13 protein-coding genes are annotated in these 17675 nt (G+C 43.6%); 2 read left to right on the forward strand and 11 right to left on the reverse strand.

Going from position 1 to position 17675, the window contains the following annotated elements; genetic code table 11:
* Positions 1–69: 69 nt before the first annotated feature.
* A complete protein-coding gene (locus tag K8B83_RS20710; RefSeq protein WP_188738330.1) occupies positions 70–2364 on the reverse strand; it encodes a S9 family peptidase in 2295 nt (764 codons plus the stop codon).
* 174 nt (positions 2365–2538) lie between these two features.
* Between K8B83_RS20710 and K8B83_RS20715 the strand changes: the two genes are divergently transcribed.
* Positions 2539–3531: a class 1 fructose-bisphosphatase gene (locus tag K8B83_RS20715; RefSeq protein ID WP_188738332.1), complete on the forward strand. Its 993-nt coding sequence runs from the start codon at positions 2539–2541 to the stop codon at positions 3529–3531.
* Between the two features lie 66 nt (positions 3532–3597).
* Here K8B83_RS20715 and K8B83_RS20720 read toward each other — a convergent pair whose 3' ends face one another.
* From K8B83_RS20720 to K8B83_RS20755, 8 genes are all read right to left on the reverse strand, one after another.
* A complete protein-coding gene (locus K8B83_RS20720) occupies positions 3598–4857 on the reverse strand; it encodes a dicarboxylate/amino acid:cation symporter (RefSeq protein ID WP_188738335.1) in 1260 nt (419 codons plus the stop codon).
* Positions 4858–5141: 284 nt separating this feature from the next.
* Positions 5142–6086 carry a DUF7281 domain-containing protein gene (locus K8B83_RS20725; RefSeq protein WP_188738337.1) on the reverse strand — a complete coding sequence of 315 codons (945 nt, stop codon included), beginning with the start codon at positions 6084–6086 and terminating at the stop codon, positions 5142–5144.
* Positions 6074–7294, reverse strand: a complete 1221-nt coding sequence (locus K8B83_RS20730) for a phosphoenolpyruvate carboxylase (protein ID WP_188738339.1) — start codon at positions 7292–7294, stop codon at positions 6074–6076. The genes K8B83_RS20725 and K8B83_RS20730 overlap by 13 nt, the downstream gene beginning before the upstream one ends.
* Positions 7291–7944, reverse strand: a complete 654-nt coding sequence (locus tag K8B83_RS20735) for a condensin complex protein MksE (RefSeq protein WP_188738341.1) — start codon at positions 7942–7944, stop codon at positions 7291–7293. Before K8B83_RS20735 ends, K8B83_RS20730 begins: the two co-directional genes overlap by 4 nt.
* Complete coding sequence (locus tag K8B83_RS20740; RefSeq protein WP_188738343.1) at positions 7944–11642, reverse strand: ATP-binding protein; 3699 nt, start codon at positions 11640–11642, stop codon at positions 7944–7946. Before K8B83_RS20740 ends, K8B83_RS20735 begins: the two co-directional genes overlap by 1 nt.
* Positions 11643–11953: 311 nt before the next feature.
* Positions 11954–13519, reverse strand: a complete 1566-nt coding sequence (ahpF, locus tag K8B83_RS20745) for an alkyl hydroperoxide reductase subunit F (RefSeq protein WP_188738345.1) — start codon at positions 13517–13519, stop codon at positions 11954–11956.
* A gap of 111 nt (positions 13520–13630) precedes the next feature.
* On the reverse strand, positions 13631–14200 hold the full coding sequence (ahpC, locus tag K8B83_RS20750) for an alkyl hydroperoxide reductase subunit C (protein WP_188738347.1): 570 nt from the start codon (positions 14198–14200) through the stop codon (positions 13631–13633).
* A gap of 210 nt (positions 14201–14410) precedes the next feature.
* On the reverse strand, positions 14411–15154 hold the full coding sequence (locus K8B83_RS20755) for a spermidine synthase (protein WP_188738348.1): 744 nt from the start codon (positions 15152–15154) through the stop codon (positions 14411–14413).
* A gap of 116 nt (positions 15155–15270) precedes the next feature.
* On the opposite strand from K8B83_RS20755, the gene K8B83_RS20760 reads away from it, so the two are divergent.
* Positions 15271–15810, forward strand: a complete 540-nt coding sequence (locus K8B83_RS20760) for a mechanosensitive ion channel domain-containing protein (protein ID WP_188738351.1) — start codon at positions 15271–15273, stop codon at positions 15808–15810.
* A 62-nt stretch (positions 15811–15872) separates the two neighbouring features.
* Here the strand turns inward: K8B83_RS20760 and K8B83_RS20765 are convergent, their stop codons facing one another.
* Both K8B83_RS20765 and K8B83_RS20770 read right to left on the reverse strand, forming a co-directional pair.
* Complete coding sequence (locus K8B83_RS20765) at positions 15873–16610, reverse strand: dienelactone hydrolase family protein (protein ID WP_188738353.1); 738 nt, start codon at positions 16608–16610, stop codon at positions 15873–15875.
* Between the two features lie 38 nt (positions 16611–16648).
* Complete coding sequence (locus tag K8B83_RS20770) at positions 16649–17638, reverse strand: 2-hydroxyacid dehydrogenase (protein WP_188738355.1); 990 nt, start codon at positions 17636–17638, stop codon at positions 16649–16651.
* Positions 17639–17675: the final 37 nt, after the last annotated feature.

Below are 17675 nucleotides of genomic sequence, written 5' to 3' on the forward strand. Positions count from 1 at the left end.
ATTACCCAATAAAAAAACCAGGTAGTTAACCTGGTTTTTTTATGCCCGCTTTTCACGATTAGTTTATGATTATTTCAATTGCTGGTCTAAAAATGCCGCCAACGATTTATATAAATGATTACGCACTTTCTCACCGCGCATGGAATGCTTAGACCCAGGATAATCCATCATCTGGAATAATTTCCCCTCATCTTGCAATGCTTTATAAACGCGTGTGCTGTTTTCAAACAACACGTTATCATCTGCCATGCCATGGTACATCAGCAAACCTGACTGATAATTTTTTACGTAAGGTAAAATACTGCTGGCATCGTAACCTTGTTTATTGGTTTCAGGATTACCCATATAACGCTCGGTATAATGAGTGTCATATAAACGCCAGTCGGTAACCGGTGCCCCCGAAATGGCTGCTTTAAAATAATCTGGCGCCTTAAATTGGCTCATTAATGCCATGTAGCCGCCGTAGCTATGACCATAAATCGCCACGTTTTCGCCATCAATAAAGGGCAAACTACGCAAATAATCTACGCCCACTTTTTGATCGTTTACCTCGGCATCTCCCATATTTTGATAAATCACATATTCAAACGCAGTGCCACGGTGGGCCGAGCCACGATTATCTAATTGAAATACTGCATAGCCTTGTTGCAACAAATACTGAGTAAAATAGTCTGCTTCGCTCCAGCTGTTAACCACTAACTGGGCGTGCGGACCGCCATAAACACGCACCACCACTGGGTACTTTTTATTGGCATCAAACGGCACAGGTTTAAATAAACGGTACATTAATGGCTGACCATCTTCTGCTTTTAATTGACCAAATTCAGGCATTTGCCATAAACCAGCCACATCATAAAGAGGATGTGTCTCATTGATTTCGTTTTGCTCAACCCAGGCTAATAATTTACCAGAGTCATTGTGTAAACTGATCTGTGGCGGTTGTTGCAGGCTATTAAAATAGTCTAAATATACCGGGCTTTTGTCAGCAAAAACCGCGTCATGCATACCAGCGCTTTGACTAATACGTTCAATTGACTCTACGCCTATATTCATATTAACGCGGTACAAATGGCGCTCTACCACACTGTCTTTACGGCCACTAAAATACACCCAACCGCTGGCTTCATCGACAAACTCAAGCGCATCAACTGCCCAATCTCCTTGGGTTAATTGTTTAAGCTGTTTACCCTGTAGGTCAAACAAATACAGATGGTTAAACCCATCACGCTCTGAACCCCAAATAAATGCTGACTGCTGCTTTAAAAAATGCAGGTCATTATTAAGGTTTACCCACGCTTTACTGCGCTCTTCAATCACTGTGTTAGCTTGCTCTGGTTGACTAAGTGCAGCAATGCGCAAGTCTACTGCTTGTTGGTTTCGGCTTTGCCATTGAAAAGACACATGTTTGCTGCCTGGTAGCCAATCAACACGCGGTAAATACATGTCTTTTTGTTTACCTAAATCAATCCAATTAATGCTTTTATCTTGCAAACTCACCACACCAAGGGCAATTTCAACGTTCGCTTTACCTGCATAAGGATAGCGTTGTTCGGTAAGCTTAATACCGTCGGCGTAAATCTCATTACGGGTGACTAACTCAACACCTGATTCATCAATACGAGTAAAAGCAATTGCTGACTCATCCGGCGCCCACCAATAACCGGTCATGCGATCCATTTCTTCCTGGGCAACAAACTCCGCCATGGCATTCTTAATAGGGCCTTTCCCATCTGTAGTTAATGCGATCACTTTTTGGGTATCGAGTGCTAACACATAAAGATTTTGATCGCGCACAAACGACACATAGCGGCCTTTAGGCGACAAACGCGCATCGGTGGCAAAGCCTTCGCCAGTGTTAAGCTCTGTGACTTTATTGCTAGCCACATCATATAAATACAATTGCCCTGCAGCAGGAATTAAAATACTTTGGCTGTTTTCAGACCAAAAGTATTCCATGATCCCTTCGCCATAAATTCGCTGGCGTTCACGGCGAGCTTTTTCTTCATCAGACAGCTCACCACTGGCTAGCAGATCTGCATTTATCAAGATGCTGCGCTCACCCGTGGCGATATTCATTTGCCACAAATCATAAAAATGTTGGTTTTCGGCACGGCTTGATAGGTAAGTGACGCGCTTTCCATCTGGAGACAAGGCCAGACCGCGTGGGCTTGAACCTGCTAATGCAGGAGATGCATGAATACGTTCTATCGTCAGTGGCGTTTTATTGCCGTTTATTGCACTTAACGGCGCGGTAGTTAATGAAGTCATGGTATTGCCTTGTGCGGCTTGAGAAATCTGGCTAGTAAAGAGAAACGGTACGGCAGTCATTGCCACTAAAGCATGCTGCTTCCATGTTGTTGTCATTATTATTAATCCTATGGGCAAACAATCAGTCAACATTTTGCCTGAATTTACGACAAAACCAAAACCTTGGATAACAATCGCTGAAATTAGCATCATTGTGGGGTATGATTTGCAGATAACTGATAAAAATGAACAACATCGACCTTAACTTCGCAAAACTTCATAGGAAAAATCATGCAGACCTTGGCCCAAACCCTTAGCGCTCAAGCAGTCAATGCGTCATTAACGCAATTACTAGTCACCTTAGCAGAAACCTCAATCGCCATTAGCGGTGCTGTTCGTCACGGCGCGTTGGCAGGAGTATTAGGCGCAACAGAGCAAGAAAACGTTCAAGGTGAAACCCAGAAAAAACTGGATGTGATCACAAACGACATGCTTAAAGATGCTTTAAAGGCTGATAGTACAGTGCGCGGCATCGCTTCTGAAGAAGAAGATTACGTTGTAGAGGCCAATGCTCAAGGTGAGTACTTAGTCAGTTTTGATCCTTTAGATGGCTCATCTAATATCGATATTAATTCACTCGTTGGCACGATTTTCTCGGTATTACCGGCACCTGCTGGTGAGTTTAACGAGCAAAGCTTTTTACAAGCTGGGCGCAAGCAAGTTGCAGCAGGTTACGTGCTTTATGGCCCATCAACTATGATGGCGCTAACCACTGGCAAAGGTACACAGTTTTATACCTTGGATCCAGACAGCCAAACTTTTCTATTGACCAACGACAATGTGCAAATCACGCCAGATACGGCTGAGTTTGCAATTAACATGTCTAACCAGCGCTTTTGGGAAGCGCCAATGCAAACCTACATTGCCGACTTGCTACTGGGTAAAATTGGCCCTCGCGAGCAGTCTTTTAACATGCGTTGGATTGCCGCTATGGTGGGTGATGTACATCGCGTATTGTGCCGCGGCGGTATTTTTACCTACCCAACAGACAATAAAAACCCGGCCAAACCATTCAAATTACGCCTAATGTACGAAGCCAACCCAATGGCGTTACTTGTGGAGCAAGCTGGCGGTAAAGCCTCAACAGGTTACGAAACCATTTTGGATATTCAACCGACTGAAATCCACCAACGTGTTGCCGTTATTTTAGGTAGCGCGAATGAAGTCGATACATGTTTAAGTTATCACGGTATTGATTACAGTGAAGAACCATCGATTGACTAAACTGTTTGTAACAAAAAGCCGCTCAATAAACCATTGAGCGGCTTTTATATGGTGCAAAAAAGTCACTTATTCTTTTGCTGCCACTAAGCTCTCTTCTGTCACTTGGTGCTTTTTCTCGGTCTGGTCAACAATAGTCAGTACCGCGGTGTCACCTACTACGTTACAAGATGTCAGTACCATATCAATAATACGGTCAAGTGCTGCAACAATCACAAACGCTTCTACCGGCAAGCCCATTTGATAAATCAATACCCCAATCATTACCATGCCACCACCAGGTACACCACCAGCACCAACAGAGAGCAAAAACACGCTGAATAAGAGTGACGGAATTTGATCATTGCTAATCGGCATACCAAACGCATTGGCCACAAAGAAAATAGCGATGGTGATGTAAATCGACACGCCACCCATGTTCATCGTAGCCCCTAGTGGCACGCCAAAACCGGCAACCGCCTGGCTTACGCCCAGTTTGTCGGTTAAGGTGCGCATGGTCACAGGGATAGTGGCATTAGAGCTAGCCGTTGAAAGCGAGAACAATATCTGTTCTTGAATTTTATCACGAAACGTTTTAGCCGAAACGGGGGTAAATAGACTGACAGCGATAGGATAAACAATAAAAATCCAAATCAATAATAAGGCTAAAATCAGCACTAAATATTCAACCACACTGACAAAGATTTCAGGTTCTAAGGTGGCGCCTAATTTAAACATTAGGGCGAATACACCGTATGGCGCAAGGCTCATGACCACTGAAATTAAGCGCATCATAATTTTATTGGCAGTTTGAAAGCCTTTCACTGCACCTTCAACCGATGAGCCCATTGATTTAATGACACCACCCATCAACAGTGCCATAAAAATCACTTGTAACATGTTGCCAGAGGTAAACGCAGAAAATGGATTATTAGGTACAATGCTCACAATAAGTGACATTAAATCTGGTAATTCGGTTGCAGTAATATCAACAGAATCACTGCTCGACATGTCAACGCCTTTACCAGGTTCAAAGATCATTGCCACAGCAAATGCGGCAACAATAGCAACCACAGTGTTGATAATATAAAAACCAAAGGTTTTGCCCCCTAAACGGCCAAAACTTTTTAAATCTTGTAACTCACACACGCCGCACACAATGCTCACAAACACTAAAGGCACGACTAACATCATGATCATATTCACGAACATGGTGCCTATACCGCTTGCAAAAGTAACTAGGGTTCCGCCGAAGAAGGCGTTGTCGGCCAGTGCAAACTGTACAATACTGCCTAGTAGCACACCCAAAAATAGACCGATAAAAATCCGGGCCGAAAGTGATTTTGTCATCTGTTATTTCCCATTCGAAATGGCAACTTATGTTGCTGCTTATTGTTATGCCAATCCTGGCGATTATTCTTTTCGATCGATGAAATACTGAGACATAGCGCAATATATTTCAATCGCCTTATCAACAAAAGTGATTACTTTATCAGCGCTTAGTAAACAAAAATCACAAAAGTATGTAATAACAAGGTATTACAAAAGCGATTATGGGCTATTTATTGAATTGCCACATGGCATTCACAAGGGCGCAAGCCACAGGGAAACCAGTGCATCGCAACAGATGAGGGTTACAACTTGATGCTAAGCAAACTCAATGATAATGATTTTGCCAACATATGCTGCTGTTTGATACTCACACTATGATGGCTAATCCAATTGACTAACGTTAACCATTGGGCCGTGTATGCTGCTGCATTTTCAGCCGTTGGCGATGAGACATTCTTTAAATAAGTAAGTTGTTTGTGTTGTTTATTAAAGTCTGCGACTAAATTGATTTGGCTAATCGCAAGCAGCTCATTCGGTGAAGAAAGTGCTTGTTGTGGCACTATCATGCTCCGGCACCCATTTAAGGTATTCGCAATCATTAGCCCAGCAGGATCTAGATCGGTAAAGGCAATCACATTTATGTTCATCGGCTCTATTAAACGTAAAAAGCGCTTTCTTCCTGCGGGTGAATAGTCATGACTGCCACGATACAACACCATGCAACTATCGATGATTGGTTGTAACTCGGGTGTAAATGAATAAGCAAATAGATTGTCAAAACTGTCGAGGTTTTCGACCACAATAAGGTGTGAGAGTTTAAGCTGTTGACATAGCGCGACAGCGGTATCGACTTTTAATCGCAATGCGCTGTGTTGTGCACTCAAAATATGGGGTATTGCATCCCCCATAATGTACCTAGCGAGCTGCGGAGCAAGCTTAATGAGCACATAATCGGCCTCTGGGTTGATATTAGCGTATTTTTCATTGGCGCTTTGCTGCGCCATTTGATCTCTAGGCACATCAAAATCAAGCGATAAAATGTCTAACCCTGAGCCAATCTGCGCCATTTTTCGCAGTAATGCGTAATCTTTACTGGTTAAATACAGGTATTTTTCAGCGCCATCCGGCTCACCGATTTGCCATATCTGATAGAGTTTTTTCCAACTTGCATTAAAAGCCACGCGCGGCAATTGTTGCTTTGCCGCGCGGGCCAATATCTGTAATTGACTCTGGCTTAAGCTAGCCATAACTCAACATCATGAATAATAAAATTACCGTTATACACAGGATCGGGTTTGCCTATTGGTTCTAACTCAAAGTAATTTTTATGCTCATCGGCCAAACCTTCATAGCCACCAATCACTTGGTATAACCAACTTTCGGCATCCCACTGTAATTGTTTTTCGGTTAAATAACTCAATGCTGATTGACGCAAACCAGAATCAATCACCTCACAGAAATATTCATCCACGGCAATTTTGAGTGGGTTTTCAGGAATATCAAAGTCTTCAATGTCGCCCATTTCAAAGGTAACGTTTTGCTCACGTGCAATGTGCGGTAATGCATCACGGCTAATGGCTTTCACTTGTGCCACTATACTCATTAGCTCCAGCTCATGATGTGGGTTACTCACATCAACACTGGCTGGCGCCAACAGGGCCTCAGCACAATTAAATAAACTCGGGATCTGTTTATGACCAACATGATTATCGACTTGATAGTCTGGGTGCATGTCGGTGTGCAGCAACCAGCCTTTGAGTAACCGTGTACGGCCTTGAATTTGCCTAAAGCGGCCTAATAACTCATATAACCTACCCTGCACAATACTCAGCTCTTGAGTACATTGGCTTAGGGTTTCTTGTAGGCTGGTCATTAATAAACGGCGCAGCTCGCGGATGTCACCGGCAATGTCACCCAGCTCACTAAACTGGAACATCTCGAGGCCATTGAGCAAGTCTGACACCTGGCTTTGCGCTAATTCGTTTTCGCGAATTTTGGCACTGATAGTCCCGACATAACCAAACTCGTTATTAATGCGGCCCCATAACACCCTAATCGAATATCGCAGGCTGTCGGTAAAGCTGTAAACGTGTTCGTTTAGGTCCGCTAAATAAGCTTCTGCTGCGCTGTGATCAATATTATGACGCGCCTCTTTATAGTGATCGGCCAGGGTTTTTATGGTGGCTAAAGACGAGCCAACGTTAGAGTCAATTTGGCGATTACGCTCATCGCTTAAGGCCTCTTCAAGCAACGCCCTGACTGAGCGCTTTAAACGCAGCTCTTGGTCTGGCTCTGGTCGCCACAAAATGCCGCTTTTTTTGAGTTTTTCAATCACGCCTGCATCATGGGCGGTGTCGTTTATCGACCCCGCTAAATAAGCATCCATGATCACATCGGCATGCCGCCCGAGTTGTTTGAGCAGCTTTACCCCGGCCTGGTGTAAGTTGCTGCTCATATTAACTCCCTTTGGGTCGCAGTTTCAGCTTGCGCCTCAAGGCTTAGGCCTTCGGTTTCGTCAATAAAACGGATCACTTCATATAGGTAATCAAGCTTGCCGGTGGCGATGTAAATTTGTTTTTCACTATTAGGTTTAGTCAAATAGCCCAGCTCAACTAAGCGCTTAAACACTAGCTTAATTTGGCCATCGACATTGCTGCTGCTGGAGCCAAATAAACGATACTGGCTAAGCTTTGTCAGTTGTTCTCTAAAGGCTGGAGTATCTTCGATTCGAGCTTGTAAATCAGTTAAGCGGATCGGTACACCTTCGCTTAATGGCGCATCTTGGCCGCTGGCCTCTTGCACTAACACTAACCATTCCACCAGCGGTATTAACGCAGAGCATATATCTTTAAACTGCGATGAAATCACTTTGCGCTCGGCATCGCCAAGCTGTAAATAGCCACAAAAGAACACTTCACCTTCACCTGCGCTGGCTAAAGTGCGGTTAATTTGATTTAAGTAAGTTTCTATTCGCTCGCGGGTGCTGTTGTTTTTTAGCGCGCGCCAGCCGTCTTCATTGGTCACTCGGCAAATAAACTCACCACGCAACAACTGTTCGATTAAGGCACTTGTTCCCACTAAGGTTGTTTCATTTGAGTCTGACATTAACTTTGCTCCTTAGCCGTTGTGGGATGAGTAGTTTCAGCATTTCGTTGTGACAGTCGCTCTGCAAGAGGGTTGGTTTTAGGTTTAACCACCTGCAGTTTTTTGGTTTGTTTGTTAATAATGTAGCGGTTAGCAAATAAGTTAAGCACTTCAGATTCTGGGTTCGGGAATGCTCCTAACACGCTAATATTGTTGTTTTCACAGGCATCAAAAATCTTCTTCACGTTGGTGTGATGTAAGGTGCCAAGTTCATCAATAGGCCAATGAATGGTCACATGAGCTTTACCACGCAATAAACGGGTAAATGCTAGTAAGAACTTACATAAAATCAGGTACGCCATACCGTGGCTAGAGGATTCATTTAGCTGGCGGTCGGTGCGGATAATCAAATCGCTGTTGCCCTCTTTTAGGCGCAATTCAATTTCTAATAGTTTGGCGATGCCACCGGTTAATGCCGCGCGGCCAATAATATCTAAGGCACGGCGCATTGAGTTAGTGTAATGCTCGTCTGGTAATTGGCTAAAGCCGTCTGCTTTCCATGCTTTAAAGGCTTTTACAAACACTTCAAGCTCAGGCCAAAACTCGAGTTCACTGATACGTGAGCGAATGCGTACAGCAGATTCAGATACGCCATCGAGGAACAACTCTTCACCCACTTCACGGGTAATGCGCGCACTTTGGCTGGCAATGCGGCGGTCGATGTCGGTTAATACGTCGTAAAACGCAGTTAAGTCGATACCAAAAATACGCCCTTGTTCGCGGATCGCCATTAGTGATTGCGGCACCATCACATTGAGTAATTGCTCAAGCTGTGGCACTAGCTTACGGTAGTCGAGTAGGCGAATGCCCTTATCGTTAACAAAGCTAGACTCGTCACGCGCGCGCTCCCAGAACTCAGCCAAACTTGAGCCCGATTTACTGGCAATAACAGAGTCGAAATGCTCAACATATTGTTTTACCGACCCCATTAAATAGTCACGTTTTAGTAACAAGTCTTCGCCTTGGCGCAGGCGCTCGCCAATGCTACCCATGGCTTCATCGCTATTGGGCGGTAATTTAAGCTCGGCCAATTTACGCATCACAGCACGCAATTTAGTGAGGTTTTCAGATGCTTCAACCTGGGCGGCATCACAAGCTTTGCGCTCAGTTTCGAGGTTGGTGCGCCTTTGTTTTATTTCGGCGGTTTTGGCTGTTAATTGCTGCTCAAGCTCAAGTGTGGCCCGTTTAACGTCTGCCAGTTGTGCTTGCAATTTAGGTTTACGCACTAACCAGGTATGTTGGTACCAATCGTCATAACGTAACACCTCGCTACGGCGTTGTTCTGCCTGACTTATTTTTGCCTCAAGTTCACGAATTTGCTTTTTAAGGGCTAAAATAGTGCCTTCGTCGACACCGCGAGATTTCAGCTCATTTTTGTACCAGGTTTCGCAAGCTTTTTGCTCTGTTTTAGCGTTAGTACGGCGCTGCTCAATATTGGCTTTAATTTGCCCAAGTTGATTGTCGATAGCGCCAACCACTTCTTGCCAGTAAGCATTTTTGTCCATGCGTGCTTCTAGCGCCTGGTCTTTTTGCTCAGCTAGCCACTCAAGATGTTGGTTGTGTAACTGCTTTAATTCGTTATCAAGCTGGACTAAGCGTTTACTTGATTCGGTTTTACGATCAGCAACGGCCTGGTTTATTTTTTGCTGTTCACTGCGTTTTTCATCTAATAAACGGCGTAAATCTTCACGGCTATTTTTGTAAGCGGTGCGGGCAAAGGTGAGTTCGCGGGTGATAGCATCTAATGCTGCATTCATCGCAACGAGCTGATCTTCTGCTTCTGCATGCATTTCTTGGGCGCTTTGTAATGCCTCCTCGGCTTTAGCAAAGCGAATACGCAAATCTTGCTCTGTTGCCGCGTATTCTGGCACATCGATGGCCTTAAGATCTAAATGAACACCAAATAAACTATCGCTACTGTCTTTGGTTAGGCTTGGATGTAAGTCGCTACGGTGCAACAACTCAGGCGCGATAACCTTACCAAATGATTGCTCCCAACCTTGGGCTTCTTTGCGCAAAAACTCCAACAGTGTATGCGACTGCGGGAATAGCATGTGATGCAATTCTTCTTTGGCGTTTTCGCGTTCATTAACACGAATACTGGCCAAACGAAGTGCTTCGTTGGCTTGATCGCGTTTAGCCCGCTGCTTACGCTCTTCGGTAGTTAACCGCTCCACTTTTGCATTGCAGGTTTCTTGCTCTTCGTCGGCGAGGCTGATGCGTTCATCAAAAATCGCCAAACGCATTTTTTCATCTTCGGTGTAACTCACACCATCCACCTGGTGCTTTAGCTCTACCGCCTGTAACTTAAGTTGATATTCTTGTTCACTAAATTTAGCTTTACCTGCATCGGTTTGTTCGCGCCATTGCTGCTCTAATTTAGCTAAATCGTCACTGGCTAGCTCACGCTGTTTATCACGAGCTTCACGTTGAGTGTCTTGTTCGGTATGTAGCGACTCAAGCTCACGGTGAAGTTGCTCGGCAATTTTACTGCGACGAGCGTTAAACGCGGCTTCAATATCTTGGTGTTTTTCAGTTTGCAGTTTGTGGCGTTCATTAAGGTTTTCAACGTCACTGCGCCAGTTTGGCAAATTGTCTAAATCCGCTTTAGCCTGCTCAATGTCGGCATCTAAAAACGCAGCGTGCTGATCTTCTATGGCATCTAACTCATATTCAAATTTGCCAACATCGCCTTTTGCCGCAGACAACTCCTGGTTAAGCTCATCACGAATGTCTTTCCACTCATCGTCAAGTAAACGCAGTTTTAGGTTTAATTCTTTACCTAATGTTTGGTTACGATCTTGGCGCTCGGCTTCTAACGTTTCATCATTGCGGTAGCCGCGCGATAAACTAGACAGGCGTAATTCGGCGCTCAGTAGTTGGTTAAACTCTTGCTCAAGCTTGTCGTATTCTGGACGAATTTGCTCAAAACCTTGCACTAGCTGGCTTTCGCGGATCCAGGTTTCTACTCGCTGAGGATTAAGGCGTGAGGTTGGCGGGTTTACTCCGTCTTCTTCTAAAATGGCGGCGATCATCGATTTGACCGTTTCCATTTTGCCTTCTTTTGAATGCACCGCTTTAGCCAGCTTTTCAATGTGGCGCAGGCTGTGTTCGCCATCACATAACGAGAACTGACGCGCATAAGTGCGTAGCTCGTTTCGATTACTGCCAGTATTAAGTAAACTGCGATCATTTTGAATAATGGCGCGAAACTCACGTGTATTAAGTAAGTTAGTGTGCGCTATGCCTTCGCGTTTTACTTCGCGGCCAAGCTCGGCCATTGAATGGCAAATAATGGTGTCACCATTACGGGATTTAATGTAATCCTCAAGCTCAAAACCACGAGCAATAAAGCGGTAATTGACCCCTTTACCGTCACCCGCTGACGCTAAAACAGCTTGATACAATAAGCCGTCATCTTTTTCATATTCATAAATAATGTAACTAGAATCGTGCGGTAAATACCAACGCTCAAAACTGTCACGAGTTGATGGCACCACACGGCTTGGGTATTCACCATAAAATACCGGCACTAGGCGCTGTAAGGTCGTTTTACCTGATGCATTGGTGCCACAAATGTTGGTATGGCCATTTAATAGTAGTTCGACCACACCTGGCAGGTGAGTATTAATTAATACGATTCTAATCAAGCTTGGCATGATAATCCTTTTCCAAACAGCTCACATTACAGTGAAAAATAAGCGAAATTGTGCTGAGCAACCGAGTCTGTTGATTAAAGTAAAACAAACACAGTCTTGAGGCAATTTTCAGCTAAAAAATTGCCTTGATAATACGCTATTTCAATAAAAAGTGACGCTTAACATTACGCAGATTAAGAGCGATTGCTGTGATAGTGCGCAATTAGCGCGTAAAAAGAGGATAGAGAAATCACTTAGTGCGGGGAAAATATAACAAAATGCCGCTCATTGATATGAACGGCATTGATAATAGCAACAGCTATATTAGGTGATTAAGCTGCTTTTACATCTGTTTCTTCTGAGTGTCTGATTAAGTAATCAAACGCCCCAAGAGATGCGGTTGCACCGCTGCCCATGGCGATAATGATTTGCTTGTAAGGTGTGTGTGTCACATCACCTGCAGCAAACACGCCTGGAATTGATGTTTGACCGCGCTCATCAACGATAATCTCGCCGCGAGGTGTCATATCAACCACACCTTTTAACCATTCGGTGTTTGGCACTAAGCCAATTTGCACAAAGATACCGGCTAAGATAACTTCTTTACTTTCGCCGCTAGCACGGTCGGTATAAACCAAACTGCTAACACGAGTACCATCGCCTTTGACTTCGGTAGTTTGCGCTTGAGTAATAATTGTAATATTACCCATTGATTTAGCTTTACGTTGTAACACTTCATCTGCTCGTAACTTGCTGTCAAACTCAAGTACGGTCACATGTTCAACAATGTTTGCTAGGTCAATTGCGGCTTCAATACCTGAGTTACCACCACCAATAACGGCAACACGCTTGCCTTTAAATAATGGGCCGTCACAGTGTGGACAGTACGCAACACCTTTACCGCGATATTCTTTTTCGCCAGGCACGTTCATTTCTCTCCAACGCGCACCGGTTGCCAACAATACTGTTTTACTGCTTAAGGTTGCACCGCTTTCTAACGTCACATCAAATAGACCATTTTTTGTTAGGCTTAATGCGCGCTGGTTAGGCATGATATCGACATCGTAATCACGTACGTGAGCTTCTAAATTGGCGACCAATTTAGGGCCTTCTGTTTTAGACACAGAGATAAAGTTTTCAATACCGACGGTTTCTGCCACTTGGCCACCAAACTTATCGGCAACAATACCTGTGTTTAAGCCCTTACGAGCCGAGTAAATCGCTGCGGCTGCGCCCGCTGGGCCGCCACCAACCACTAGCACATCAAATGCTGACTTTTGATTTAATAGCTCAGCTTGTCTGCCAGCGGCATTTTTGTCTAACTTATTCAGTACTTCAACAACGCTTATGGCGCCAACAGAGAAGGCTTCGCCGTTCAAAAATACTGATGGTACTGACATGATATTGCGTTCGGTGACTTCTTCTTGGAAAAGTGCACCGTCAATCATCACGTTAGTAATATTGGGGTTAATTGCTGCCATCATATTCAGTGCCTGGATCACTTCAGGACAGGTTTGGCAACTTAATGACACATAGGTTTCAAAGTGAAACTCACCTGGTAATTGGCGGATTTGTTCAATCACTTGCGCATCCAATTTCAACGGGTGTCCGCCGCTGTGTAATAATGCAAGTACAAGTGAAGTAAATTCATGACCCATTGGTAAACCGGCAAACGTAATGTTGCTGCCATTTTGTGGGTTAATTACACTCATACTGGGTGTGCGCTTACCTTGCTGGTAAGTCACCGACACCAAGTCAGATGAATCAACAATATCTTGCGCTAAACTGGTTAACTCTTTTGCTTTGCTTGAGTCATCTGCAGACACGACAAGTTCAACTGGGCGCTTGAGGTTTTGCAGATAGGTTTTCAGTTGATTTTTTACATTCGCATCTAACATAACAACTCCTAAAAAATGAAGATTTAAATAATGTGGAAAGTGTTAGTCGGCGCCGGGGGAGCACCGACTAACTGGAGATGATATTACTAACCTAAGGGTGAACTTAGCTGGTTAGATTTTACCTACTAGGTCAATTGAAGGAGCTAGTGTTGCTTCACCTGGTTGCCATTTAGCTGGACATACTTCACCGTCATGGCTTGCAACGTATTGTGCTGCTTGAATTTTACGAACAAGTTCTGATGCGCTACGGCCAATACCTAGGTCGTGAATTTCAGCAACTTTGATTTCGCCTTCTGGGTTAATCACAAATGTACCACGAAGTGCTAAACCATCTTCTTCGATCATTACGCCAAAGTTGCGAGTGATAGTACCTGTTGGGTCACCAATCATTGGGTAAGTGATTTTACCGATAGTTTCTGAGCTTGCATGCCACGCTTTGTGAGTGAAGTGGGTGTCAGTTGACACTGAATATACTTCAACGCCCATTGACTGAAGTTTTTCATAGTTGTCAGCCATGTCACCTAATTCGGTAGGACATACGAAAGTAAAGTCAGCTGGGTAGAAAAACACTACCGACCACTTACCAAGTAAATCTTGCTCGGTCACTTCAACGAATGAACCGTTGTGAAATGCAGTTGCTTTAAATGGCTTGATAGTGCTGTTAATGATAGATTGTGTCATGTCATGCTCCATTGGATTAAGATTCACGTTAACCCGACAACCTTGTGGTGTCGGAGATGATGAACAAGCTGCTCGTCATCTGATGTGAATCATAATAGCGATGGAGTTGGATTAAGTATAACGGATAAAAGCTATCACCTTAATCGGTTTTTTATATTGAACTTATTGTTAATGAATAAAGCTGTACATGACGATTTCAATATCGCCGCGCTATTCCCACACACCAAAGCGGGTTAACACCCGACTAATATTAGTATCGAGTTTTTGCGAGAGGTGTTGTAAGGCCTGTTTATTGTTAGCCTGGCCAAAAGTATTGCTGCCATTTGTGGCATAAATCACCCAATTCCCCCCACCCGTTAAACAAGCATACACGTGAGTAAAATGACTATATAACGTGTCACGCAGATGACGATCACGGCTATGCTCTTTCCAGCAATTGAGCACCAAAAAACCATCAGCTTTTATTAACTGTTTACTTTGATTAATAAATAAATCCGTTAACTGCTGTTTATCGACCCCTTTATTACTGTAAATATCAGCAAAAATCACATCGACTTTTTTATGTTCAGCTTGCGCTAAAAAGAGGTTAGCGTCTTGATTGATTAAGGTTAGCTTTTTACTTAAGGGTAACTGAAAAAATTTTTTAGCTACCTCAATAACACGTTGACGTAATTCTACTGCGGTAATTTTAATGGCGGCATCCACATGGCGAAGCGAGTGAACCAAAGCGCCGCCCCCTAACCCTAAAATAATCACACTTTTAGGCTGAGTGAATAACAACACAGACAACATAGCCTGCACATAAGTGTGTTGAGGAACAAAGGGCTGGGATTTATCGAGTTTACTTTGCTCATCATTATCGCCAAACGATAACACACGATAATTGCCATCATCGAGTACACAAAAATCACCAAAACTATCACTGTCGACATGCAATACTTTATACTCGGACATACTTCACTCAATGGCAGGCTTGGCTTTATGTTTAGCCAGCAATAAAAACGTATTGTAACCCAGGTTAGTACCACAAGCCCGTTTATAGGCTTGATTTTTACTTGCAGGAAACCGAGATGTTTAATCAGTTGTTAATGTGTTTTGTTTATTTGGCTGTTTTTATCTTTGCTCAACGTCAAATGAGCCACTGGATCCGCCAGCAGGCAAAGAAAAAACAAGTTAATGAAGTGCGCAGTAGGATGGTGATCCGACTTATTTCATACTTTATGTTTTTTGTGACCTTATCGATCATGGCTGTTTCGCTGGGGCTGGGATACCAAGAAGTGTCCCTTTTTGTTTCGTCTGCTTTTGCCGTGTTGGGTGTAGCCTTGTTTGCACAATGGTCAATATTGAGCAACATAACCGCTGGCGTACTGATCTTTTTTGTGTTCCCTTATCGCATAGGTGACCGCATTCGTATTGTTGAAAAAGATGAGGATATGTCAGGGGTGATAGTCGAAATATCACTGTTTCATATTTTGATTAAACGCGGTTCAGGCGATGTGATGACCTACCCTAATAGCTTATTGCTGCAAAAAGCGGTGATTAAACTCCCTAATGATAAAGAAATCCCCCCAAAAACGACCACACGACGAGTGATCCCCAAACGTAAATAAACCAAAGACACTAAAAAGGCGCCTAAGCGCCTTTTGAATTTATGCCATTGCCGCCGTTGACATTAGTTCAGCAAGCGATGAAAAAACGCCACAGCCTGTAAATACATTTGTAACGCTAATGCGGCGTCATAACGCTCACCTTCGTCACGCATAAAGGCATGCTGGGCATTGACCTCTAACCAGGTAAAGTTAGCATTCACTTGCTCAAGTTGTTGGTAAATAAGTTTACGGCCTTCTTTACTCACGTGTGGGTCTTGCTTACCAAACACCATCACCAACTCACCTTTTATATCACCTGAACGGGTCAGAGAGTCATTACCCGCCTGGCAGGGTAAAGTATTAGAATGAATGTCGGTTGGATATAAACAAAACGCACCACTGATGTCTGGATTTAATGCGGCGCGATAAGCCAAATGGCCCCCTATACACACTCCCATTGCGCCCACTTTATCTGAGCAAAAGGGCTGCGAACGGGCAAAGTCGACTAACGCTTGAGTATCTGTGTCATGCTGCTCTAGTGGTTTGGCCCATTTGTCTGCATTGCCTTTGTCTTTACCAGCATCATCGTAAGCCAGCACGGTTCCAATGGGGTTTAACTCATGAAACACCTCTGGCACCAACACCACAAAACCATGACCGGCAAGAATAGCCGCTGAGCGAGCTATGGGTGCCGTTTGCTGAAATATTTCTGAGTAAAAAATAATCGTCGCAAATTGGCCTTTGATATCAGGGCGATACAAGGTTGTGCGCATTACGCCCGTGGGGGTTACTATGTCGTGCACTTCTGTTTTAGTTATCATAGTGTTTTATTGTCACTCTTAAAAAAGCCATTGGCTAATTAAAACAATTCGTTACCACAAACCTGACCAGACATTAACTTACTCACGTTAGTGAGTGTGGTTGTGGCAATAGCATTAAGTGCCTCGTCAGTTAAAAATGCCTGATGACCAGTAAAAATCACATTATGGCATGCTGATAAACGGCGAAACACATCATCTTGAATAATTTCACTCGATTTATCTTCAAAGAAAAGTCCTTTCTCATTTTCGTATACATCAAGCCCGAGTGAGCCAATATGGCCTTCTTTTAAGGCTTCCATTGCATCAAATGCGTTAAGTAAACCACCACGACTGGTATTAATGACCATCACTCCTGGTTTCATTTTATTAAATGAGGTTTGATTGAGTAAGTGATGGTTATCTTTAGTTAATGGGCAATGCAAACTAATGATGTCACATTGCGGATATAAGGTATCTAAATCAACATACTCAACCCCAAGATCGAGCACGGCTTGATTTGGGTATGGGTCAAATGCAATCACTTTACAGCCAAAGCCCAGTAAAATTTTAATCGTGGCAACGCCAATTTTACCCGTGCCGATTATCCCAACCGTTTTGCCAAACATGTTAAAACCCACTAAGCCAGACAAGGCAAAGTTTGCATCACGAGTGCGCTGGTAGGCTTTATGGATTTTACGATTTAAGGTTAGCATTAATGCGACTGAGTGCTCTGCAACTGACTCAGGTGAGTAAGCAGGTACATTAACCACTTGCATGCCCAAACGCTCTGCAGCAATAAGGTCAACATTGTTGAACCCTGCACAGCGCATGGCAATAATTTTAGTTCCGCCTTTAGCAAGCTCAACTAATACTTCTTCGCATAATGAATCATTAACGAATGCGCAAACCACTTCATAACCTTCTGCTAGTTTGACGTTTTGCATACATAAGCGGTAGTCAAAGTATTCTATATCAACATTAAATTGTTGATTAGTACGATTGAAATGCACAATGTCGTATGGCTTAGCACTAAAAAATCCAATTCTCATAAGTATCCAATATTATCAGTCGTGGATAGTTGGTTTA

The sequence above is a fragment of the Shewanella inventionis genome, from assembly GCF_019931735.1.
Taxonomy (GTDB): Bacteria; Pseudomonadota; Gammaproteobacteria; order Enterobacterales; family Shewanellaceae; genus Shewanella; species Shewanella inventionis.